General features: G+C 66.7%; 9 protein-coding genes. 4 read left to right on the forward strand and 5 right to left on the reverse strand.

The window, feature by feature from the left end:
- Positions 1-25: 25 nt before the first annotated feature.
- Complete coding sequence (locus IWX63_RS07340) at positions 26-502, reverse strand: GNAT family N-acetyltransferase (protein WP_199277498.1); 477 nt, start codon at positions 500-502, stop codon at positions 26-28.
- A 58-nt stretch (positions 503-560) separates the two neighbouring features.
- A complete protein-coding gene (locus IWX63_RS07345) occupies positions 561-3,104 on the reverse strand; it encodes a DEAD/DEAH box helicase (protein WP_199277499.1) in 2,544 nt (847 codons plus the stop codon).
- Positions 3,105-3,151: 47 nt separating this feature from the next.
- On the opposite strand from IWX63_RS07345, the gene IWX63_RS07350 reads away from it, so the two are divergent.
- The 4 genes from IWX63_RS07350 to IWX63_RS07365 all read left to right on the forward strand — a co-directional run bounded on the left by IWX63_RS07350 (position 3,152) and on the right by IWX63_RS07365 (position 6,123).
- Complete coding sequence (locus tag IWX63_RS07350; RefSeq protein ID WP_199277500.1) at positions 3,152-3,925, forward strand: trans-aconitate 2-methyltransferase; 774 nt, start codon at positions 3,152-3,154, stop codon at positions 3,923-3,925.
- A 69-nt stretch (positions 3,926-3,994) separates the two neighbouring features.
- A complete protein-coding gene (locus IWX63_RS07355; protein WP_199277501.1) occupies positions 3,995-4,168 on the forward strand; it encodes a hypothetical protein in 174 nt (57 codons plus the stop codon).
- Between the two features lie 430 nt (positions 4,169-4,598).
- Complete coding sequence (locus IWX63_RS07360; protein WP_199277502.1) at positions 4,599-5,162, forward strand: recombinase family protein; 564 nt, start codon at positions 4,599-4,601, stop codon at positions 5,160-5,162.
- Positions 5,163-5,346: 184 nt separating this feature from the next.
- Entirely contained in the window at positions 5,347-6,123 is a 777-nt protein-coding gene (locus IWX63_RS07365; protein ID WP_334685710.1) for an ANTAR domain-containing protein, read from the forward strand.
- Positions 6,124-6,202: 79 nt separating this feature from the next.
- Here the strand turns inward: IWX63_RS07365 and IWX63_RS07370 are convergent, their stop codons facing one another.
- The 3 genes from IWX63_RS07370 to IWX63_RS07380 all read right to left on the reverse strand — a co-directional run bounded on the left by IWX63_RS07370 (position 6,203) and on the right by IWX63_RS07380 (position 8,752).
- Positions 6,203-6,955 carry a GAF domain-containing protein gene (locus tag IWX63_RS07370; protein ID WP_199277503.1) on the reverse strand — a complete coding sequence of 251 codons (753 nt, stop codon included), beginning with the start codon at positions 6,953-6,955 and terminating at the stop codon, positions 6,203-6,205.
- A gap of 210 nt (positions 6,956-7,165) precedes the next feature.
- Entirely contained in the window at positions 7,166-7,603 is a 438-nt protein-coding gene (locus tag IWX63_RS16770; protein WP_334685711.1) for a sortase domain-containing protein, read from the reverse strand.
- Positions 7,604-7,975: 372 nt separating this feature from the next.
- A complete protein-coding gene (locus tag IWX63_RS07380; protein WP_199277505.1) occupies positions 7,976-8,752 on the reverse strand; it encodes a CHRD domain-containing protein in 777 nt (258 codons plus the stop codon).
- Positions 8,753-9,412 lie beyond the last annotated feature (660 nt).

A 9,412-nucleotide genomic window follows, 5' to 3' on the forward strand; every position in this document is an offset into this window, starting at 1 on the left:
GTGCCGTGCGCGGTGGCCTGCCCGCTCACAGGGCAGCGACGCCGGCGAGCGCGTCGCCCGTCAGGCGGAACGTGCTCCACTCGGACTGTGCCGCCGCACCGAGGCTCTCGTAGAAGCGGATCGACGGCTCGTTCCAGTTGAGGACCGACCATTCCACCCGGGCGTAGCCGCGTTCGGTGGCGATCCGGGCGAGGTTCGCGAGGAGCGCCTTCCCGTGCCCGGATCCGCGCGCCTCGGGGCGCACGTAGAGGTCCTCGAGGTAGATGCCGTTGACGCCCTCCCAGGTGGAGTAGTTGAGGAACCAGAGAGCGAAGCCCTGGACCTCCCCCTGGGCCTCCGCCACGTGGGCGTAGATGGTGGGCCGCTCACCGAACAGGGCCACCTCGAGCGACGAGGTGGTATTCCGGACGGCGTCCGGCTCCCGCTCGTAGAGGGCGAGGTCGTGGATGAGCTGGAGGATGACCGGAACGTCCGCCGGCCGTGCTTCCCGAATGGTAGTCATTCCTCCAGCCTAGCCAAGGCTCCGGGCCGGAGGAGGACCGGCTGACGCGGAGGCCGGGTCAGACGGCCGCCGGACCCCCGACGCCGAGGATCCTCACCACCGGGCTGCCAGCCTCGTCGGAGGCCGCGAGGTCGATCTCCGCGTTGATGCCCCAGTCGTTGTTGCCCTCCGGGTCCTTCAGGATCTGCCGGACCTTCCACGCCGTGGGGGTCTTCGTGATCAGCAGGAGGTTCGGTCCGCGTGCGTCGGGGCCGTCGTCGATGTCCTCGTAGTCCCCGAAGTAGCCGTCCAGGGCCTCGGCCCAGCGGTCGGCGGTCCAGCCGGAATCGGCGTCGAGTGCGCCGAGTGCCGCATCCTGCTCGTCGGCGAAGAGCTTGACCCGCTGGAACATCTCGTTGCGCACCATTACGCGGAAGGCCCGTTCGTTGGAGGTGACGGACGGCGGCTCGTCCGGCAGGTCGACGGCGTCCGCCGCCGCGACCGGCGTGAGGCCTGCCGCCAGCTGCGTCCACTCGTCGAGGAGGCTGCTGTCGACCTGACGGACCAGTTCCCCGAGCCATTCGAGGATGTCGCTGAGGTCCTCGCGCAGCGCCTCGACGGGCACGGTGTGGCGCAGCGCCTTGTAGCAGTCGGCGAGGTAGCGCAGGAGGATCCCCTCGGACCGGGTGAGGGAGTAGAACGCCACGTACTCGCCGAAGCTCATGGCCCGCTCGTACATGTCCCGCACCACGGACTTCGGCGCCAGCTCGAAGTCGCCGAGCCAGGGCGCGGACGCGCGGTAGACGTCGAAGGCCTGCTGCAGCAGTTCCTCGAGCGGCTTCGGGTAGCTGACCTCCTCGAGGCGGGCCATCCGGGCGTCGTAGTCGATGCCCTCGGCCTTCATCGCGGCCACGGCCTCCCCGCGGGCCTTCTTCTCCTGCGCATTGAGGACCTGGCGGGGCTTCTCGAGCGTCGCCTCGATGACCGAGACGACGTCGAGCGCATACCCTGGGGCCTCCGGATCCAGCAGTTCCAGGCTCGCCATCGCAAACGGCGAGAGCGGCTGGTTGAGGGCGAAGTTGGCCTGCAGGTGCACCTTGAGCCGCACCCGGCGGCCGTCCGGTTCAGGCTCGGGCAGCTTCTCGACGATGCCGGCCGTGACGAGCTCGCGGTAGATCCCGATGGCGCGGCGCATGAGCCGGAGCTGGGACGCGCGCGTCTCGTGGTTCTCCGTCAGGAGCCGCTTGGCGGCCGTGAACGGGTCGCCGGGGCGTTCGAGGAGGTTCAGGAGCATGGAGTGGCTGACGGAGAACGACGACGTCAGGGGGTCCGGGACGCTCTCCACGAGCCGCTCGTACGTGGGCTTGCCCCAGGAGACGAAGCCCTGCTGGGGCTTCTTCCGCACCACCTGGCGCAGCTTCTTCTGGTCGTCGCCGAACTTGGACACCGCCTTCGCCATGGCCTTGGCGTTCTCCACGACGTGCTCGGGTGCCTGGACGACGACGGTGCCCGCGGTGTCGTAGCCCGCGCGGCCGGCGCGGCCCGAGATCTGGTGGAACTCCCGCGCGTTGAGCAGGCGCGTGCGGACGCCGTCGTACTTGCTCAGGGCGGTCAGGAGCACGGTGCGGATCGGCACGTTGATGCCGACGCCGAGGGTGTCGGTACCGCAGATGACCTTGAGCAGGCCGGCCTGGGCGAGCTGCTCGACGAGTCGCCGGTACTTGGGCAGCATCCCGGCGTGGTGCACGCCGATGCCGTGGCGCACGAGCCGGTTGAGGGTCTTCCCGAACCCGGCGGAGAACCGGAAGGTCGCGATCAGCTCCGCGATGCGGTCCTTCTCCTCCCGCGTGCAGACGTTGACGCTCATCAGGTTCTGTGCGCGCTCGATCGCCTCGGCCTGGCTGAAGTGCACCACGTAGACGGGCGCCTGCCGCGTGGACAGCAGCTCCTCGAGGGACTCCTGGATGGGCGTCTCGACGTAGTAGTAGTGGAGCGGGATGGGGCGCTCCACGGACGTGACGGTCGCCGTCGCCCGGCCGGTGAGCTCCGTGAGGTCCTTCTCGAAGCGCGTGACGTCGCCGAGGGTCGCGGACATGAGGAGGAACTGGGCCTGTGGCAGTTCGAGCAGCGGGACCTGCCACGCCCAGCCGCGCTGCGGGTCGGAGTAGAAGTGGAACTCGTCCATGACCACGGTGTCGACGTCCGCCTGGGCGCCCTCCCGCAGGGCCATGTTCGCGAGGATCTCCGCGGTGCAGCAGATGATCGGCGCGTCCTGGTTCACGCCCGAGTCGCCGGTGATCATGCCGACGTTCTCCGGTCCGAAGATGTCGCAGAGGGCGAAGAACTTCTCGGACACGAGGGCCTTGATGGGGGCCGTGTAGTAGCTGGTACGCCCCTCGGCGAAGGACTTCAGGTGGGCGGCGATCGCGACGAGGGATTTCCCCGAGCCGGTGGGCGTGGCCAGAATGACGTTGTTGCCCGAGACGAGCTCCATCGCGGCCTCGTCCTGCGCCGGGTACAGGGTCAGGCCGCGTGCCGTCGCCCAGCCGGTGAAGGCCTCGTAGACCGCATCCGCGGTGAGTCGGCCGTCGTCGTGCCGGGGGAGGTGTTCTTGGATTGTCATGATCTATTCAGCCTACCGGTGCGGTTCGGTGGAGGTTAGGGTGGGCCATGCGCTGGGATCCTGGACTCTACGCGCGCCACGCGGGTCGTCGTGGGCGCCCGTACGTCGACCTCGTCACGCGGGTGGGACATGAGGCTCCACGGACCGTCGTCGATCTCGGGTGCGGCCCGGGCGATCTGACGGAGACGCTCGCTCACCGCTGGCCGGATGCCCAGGTGGTCGGTATCGACTCCAGTGTGGAGATGATCGACGCCGCGCGGCAGCGGCCGGCGCTCCCGACCCTGCGGTTCGAGGTCGGCGACCTGCGCGACTACACACCGGGAGGGGACGACGTGAGCGTCACGAATGCCGCGCTGCAGTGGGTGCCCGGTCACGCAGGCCTCCTCGATCGGTGGGCTCGGGCGCTCCCCGGGGGTGGCTGGCTCGCGGTGCAGGTTCCCGGCAACTTCTCGGCGCCGTCGCACGCACTGATGCGCGACCACGCGGCGAGCCCGCGGTGGGCCTCCCGGCTCGACGGCGTCCTGCGCCATGACGATGCCGTCGGTGAGCCCTCCGACTACCTCGGGCTCCTGCTCTCCGCGGGACTGCAGGCGGATGTCTGGGAGATGACCTACGAGCAGGTGCTGCCGGGGGAGGACGCCGTCCTCGGTTGGGTGCGCGGCACCGGCCTGCGGCCGATCCTGGACGCGTTGTCCGCGGACGAGGCCGAGGAGTTCGAGGCCGGCTACGGGGACCTGCTGCGACGCGCGTACCCTGCCGGGGAGCACGGGACGGTGTTCGGTTTCCGCCGCATCTTCGCCTTCGGGCACCGGCCCGCCTGACGTGTAGCCAGGGTTCCTGGGAGGGCCCTTGTAGGAATGGCTACCAGCCGCGCTGCTTCCACTCCGCCAGTGACCCGCGCTCCGCGCCGAGCGTTGCCTGCGGAGGCGTGTGAAGGCAAGCTGGAATGGCTGCTCATGTACTCCCGCGGCGTGGCGGTGTCCGTGATCGCCGCCTGGCGCAGGATCGCCGTGAAACGCGTGGTCCGCGCCGTCGACCGACAGATCGAACGGGAGCCATCCTGATTCGATGCGTGCTGGGTAATCCATGACCAGCCGGCGTGGCCGGCGAACAAGAAGCACCGACGGCGGACCCGGAGCAGGTGTAATGGGAGCACTACAACCAGCTCGCCGCCCACGTGCGCGAGCACGGGTTGGCAGGGACCCAGTAGGCGTTGACGGGCTCCTTCCCCTGACTGATTTAGTCGTTCGTTGATCCGACCGCGAGGCTCGGTCCCTTGACCCCATCAGCGGTGGAAGAGCGCGCTGGGTGATCCCATGGAAGCTCGCCCTTGACGCGTTCGCTTTCCCCCTTCGCTGGACGTTCGAAGGAACCACTCGCCGATGAGAACCGCGGATCATATACACCGTTTTTCGGACAGTCCCACAGTCGTGTTCTATGGGTCGTGTCCGAGACCTACGTGCTGTTAGGCACGTCCACGGTACAGTTTGGGGCATGGCAGCTGTTGGGTATGCGCGGGTTTCAACGCGGGAGCAGAATCTGGACGGTCAGACCGACGCGCTGGAGGCCGCCGGGTGCGAGAAGGTGTTCATCGAGCACGCTTCGGGTGTGTTGGCGAAGCGGCCGGCCCTGGAGGACGCGTTGGAGTATCTGCGGGCGGGGGACACCCTGGTCGTGACGAAGTTGGATCGGTTGGGTCGGTCGGTGCGAAATTTGAAGGAAGTCGCCGACGGGCTGCAGCGGCGGGGGGTCGGGTTGAAGGCCTTGTCGCAGGGTATTGATACGACGACCCCGGGTGGGCGGCTGTTCTTCCACATGTTGGCTGCGATCGCGGAGTTCGAGCATGACCTGATCGTGGAGCGTACGAAGGACGGCCTGGCCGCAGCCCGGGCTCGGGGACGGACGGGCGGTGGGCGGGTGAAGATGACACCGAACAGGGCACGGCAGGCGCGGGCGATGTATGAACAGAAGACGTACACGGTGCAGCAGATCGCCGAGACCTTCGGGGTGTCTCGCGGCACCATCTACCGGCACCTCGATGAACACGTCAGGGCTTGAAGCGCAGCGACGCCGTGGAGAAGAGCTCGAGCTGAGGTCAGCTGATCGAAGCGTCGGTGACCCCGCAGCGCCCGGTACGGCCACGGCACCGCATGCCGTGCCCGTACTCTTGGGGGTGGCTCCGCCTTTCCGGTGTCGGTGTGCGTACGTGTTGTTTCGGACCGGGAGAATCAGGAGGCTTATCGTGGCGGATGAACGGGAGCTTGCTCGCGAAGTCGAGCAGGACACTGTGACCGCGCTGTTGCAGGACCTGGTGATGGACAGCGATGACGTCCAGGAGTTCCTGACCGGTTTGGTGACTGTTGCCGCCGAGGCTTTCTCCGGCGAGCACGGGGAAGTGTTCTGCGCGGTGACACTGTTGCGGCCGCGCTCTATCGCGTCGGTCGCCAGTAGCAGTGAGGAAGCTCAGCGGATGGACGAGATCCAGCTGGGTTTCGATGACGGTCCGTGCCTTCGCGCCGCCCGCGAGGGTGAAACCGTGCATGTCGCTGATTTCCTGACGGAGCCACGTTTCCCGGAGTACAGGAAGGCCATCGCAGCGAATGGCATCCGGTCCGCGTTGGGTGTCCCGATCAGGCTCGATGCGGGAGCCAGTGCGGGTCTGGATTTTTACTCCACCGAAGCCCATACCTTCGACGAGAAGGGGATCCTGGTCGCTGAGGGACTCGCGCGTGATGCGTCGCGGTCGCTGCGTCTTGCGGTGCGTATCGCGCGCCTCGGCGAGGAGGCGCGGAACCGCCAGAGCGCGATGGAGTCCCGGACCGCCATTGATATGGCGGTCGGCGCGATCATGGCGCAGAACCGGTGCGGGCAGGACGAGGCGATCGGCATCCTGCGGCGTGCGTCGAACTCGAGGAATGTGAAGCTCAAGGACGTCTCCGAGAGCATTCTGGTCTCTCTCGGCCAGACAGACCCGATCCGCACGCACTTCACCGCAACCCCCTCCGGTGCCTCAGGGTAGTCCCAGTCCCAGTCCCAGTGACTGGAGCAGAAGCAACACCAGGGGCACCCGCAGGGCGTCCTGGCAGGACTGGTGGTGATCAGTCGTTGATTTCGTCTTCCACGAGGCCGGCCAGTGTGCGCAGGAACCGTCCGTCCTTGGCGGTGAAGTCACGGGGTTTCTGGTCGATGACGCAGAGCGCGCCGACGGTCCACCCGTGTGGGCCCCGCAGCGGGTAGCCGGCGTAGAAGCGGATGAAGGGCTCCCCGGTCACCAGGGGGTTGGTACTGAATCGTTCGTCCTTGAGTGCGTCTTTGACGATCAGAGGCCCGGCGCTGCGGATCGTCGTATGACAAAACGTGATGTCCCGCGGCAGGCCCTGCGCTACGGGTCCGAGCACCGATTTGAGGAACATGCGCCGGTCATCGAGCAGGGCGATGGTCGAGGAGCTGACCTGGAAGTAGTCCCTGGCCTGCTGCGTGTATCGGTCGAACCGGTCCTCAGGAAGGGAATCGAGCAGGTGCGTTCGCACCACGGCGGCCAGGCGCTCATCTTCTTGCTCTTCGGCATTGAACAGGAACGCGCCGGCAGCACCGAGCGCCCGCCTTGAGTCCCCACCCTGTTGCGCCGCTGCGTCGTCGGCGTCGACCGGCACCCGGAATTGTACCGGTGTCAGCTCGAGCAACTCATTGGTCGCCTCGGCCAAGAGGTTCCGCTCACTCGGTGGCAAAGATAACAGGCCTGCCAGATAGGCCTGCAGCTCGAAGGCAGAGATCTCACCTCCCAGCCCGTAATACCGGACCCACACGTCGTCGATGCTCAGGTTGCCTTCTGCCAGGCCGAAGGTGGTCATCCAGATTTGCACGTGCCCGTCCATCAGAGCCTCACACCCGTCCGCCTAGTCATCGAATGGGCCCTCCAGCAAGGTGCAGCCGAGACCCGAACAATCACTACCCATTAGTAAATGGAGTCTACTCGCGGGCGGCAGGGGGGCGACTGCTGACGCAGGGATTCTAAGAAAGACGGGTGTCTGGGCTGCGTTTTTTCTACATGGTGGGCTCGGTCAGGGGACGAGGGTGGCGTAGACGACGTAGTTGTCGTCGAATTCCCCGGTTGCGGGGTCGTAGCCGTCGCAGGTGATGAGCCGTAGTTCGGATCCTGGAGTGTTGCCGTACACGGTCTGGGTGGGGAATTCGTTCTTGGGGTATTGCTCACCGCGGTCGAAGGTAAAGGTCGCGGTGCTGCCGTCTTCGCGCAGCACCTCGATGGTGTCGCCAGTGGTGAGGGAGCGGAGGTCAGCGAAGATCCCGGGTCCGCCGTCGGTGGCGTTGACGTGTCCGAGGAGGACAGCGGGTCCGCGTTCTCCGGGGGTAGGGGACTGGTTGTACCAGCTCGCTGGTGCGCCGGGCCCGTCCGGGGGTACTTCCAGGGACCCATTGTCCCTTAGTCCGGTGCTGAGGAGCTCTGAGGTGGCGCCGGTGGAGGCAATGGAGAACGACACGGGCGCTGAGGCTGGCAGGACTGCCGGTTGAGCGGGCGCGACCGTCCCGGGAGCTGGTGCGGACCTCGCCGGCGGTGTGACCGCCGGAGGTGAGGACGCAGTCGCCGGGGCGGCTGGTGATGACTGTGTTGTCGCTGGTGTGGGGGTCAGCGAAGGGCTCGTGCCGGTGTTGGTGTCGTTGCCGGTACTGGTGGGGGTTGAGCAGCCGGTGAGGAGTAACAGAGCGACCGCCGCAGATACCAGATGGTGTCTGCGGCGGTCGCTGGGTGAGCTGATCATGAGGTGTCTTCCGTGATCCGATCAGCTCGTACTGCTAGGACTGCTGTTGCGTGCTGTTATCCGTTACGGGGCGGATGGGTTGGTGCCGGCTTGTTATGCGTTGTCGGCCGTACGGCGACGGACGACGTAGGTTCCGCCGGCTGCTGCGGCCAGGAGCAGGCCGCCGCCGAGGGCGAGGGCGCCGGTGTTGGAGCCGGTTTCGGTGGCTACACCGGTGTCGGCGCCACCGTTAGGCATGGCGCCCATCTGGCCCTTCACGAGGGTGCCGCACAGTGCGGGCGAGGTGGCGCCGAGGGGGAGCTTGGGGTCGAGGTCGCTGGGTGCGTTGAAGGCCTCAGGGGTGCCGGTGACGGTGGCGGGGTCCAGGCCGTGGACGACGACGACGGCGGTGCCGGCTTCGAGGGATGCCTTGGTTGCGGCGTCGAGGGTGATCTCACGCTCGATGGTGTAGCTGCCACCCTGGCCGCCGAGCGCCAGGTTCAGGCCCTCGGCAGGCGTGGTAGCGCCGGAGGTGGTGAGGGTCGTCTGGATGCCACCGTAGGACGCGGCGCCGTCGGTGGTGCTGAGGATGCCGTCGCCGTTGGCGTCGTCGGCGGTCGTGGGGCAGGTGCCCTTGGCTCCGCCGTGGATGTGCTGGACGTGGGGGTACGGGGCGTCCATGAAGGTCTGGGCGAGGCCGGAGACCTGCAGGTTGACCATGGCCTTGTCGCCGGTGACGTCCAGGGTGATCGTGCCGGAGCCGGTGGTGCCACTGAGCTGGCCCAAGGTCGAGGAGTAGGTGGCGTCGGCGGCCATAGCGGGTGAGCCGGCCATAGCGACGGCGCTGATGGCGAGTGCTGGTACGGCGAGGAAGCGCATTTTCTTGTTCATGGGATAGATATCCTTCACGGTGCGATGAGAACGGGCCCGGATCCGGGCGCGCACTGTACGTAGTTCGGAGCACGACGTCGCACGGATGGTTTCGCCCACAAACCGATACCTACCAAAATACTTTGGCGCGTCATTGTGCCTTTTCGGCTACCTGCTCACCATAGGGGTGTAGAAGCCGTAATGGGAAGTCTGCGCATGATCTTGCGCACTCTGGCCGGGACGGCTAAGGCGGGCCTGGGTGCGGTGACGTGAATGATCGACGTAGCCGACACGGTGGCTCAAACGACGCCTCCTGCCGAAGAACTCACGGCTACCTCTTGGACCGCGAAAGTCATCCAACTCGTGGCGCTAATTCAAACCCGTCGCAGGAAATACTGATCCAAGACACCCGTCAACCGCCCGCAGGAAATCCGCGGGCATTTGGCAGGAACAGAGGGCCCTTGTTTCTAGTGCTGGTGCCGGAATGTGTCCAGTACCGCATTTCTGGCAGTGAGCCACCCCTGGGCCAACGCGTTGGCGGTTTGTTGCCAGCGTATTGACTCGTGCGGGTGACTCGCAGGTTTGGGGGCTCTTCGTAATTGAGAGTGCGGGCGGAGTGGTCGGGGTGGGCGCGGCGGTCGCGGGATAGAGGTCGAGGCCTTCCGATGATGGAAGTTCCTA

Origin of the sequence: Arthrobacter sp. CAN_A2 (assembly GCF_015752045.1) — a bacterium.
Lineage (GTDB): Bacteria > Actinomycetota > Actinomycetes > Actinomycetales > Micrococcaceae > Arthrobacter_D.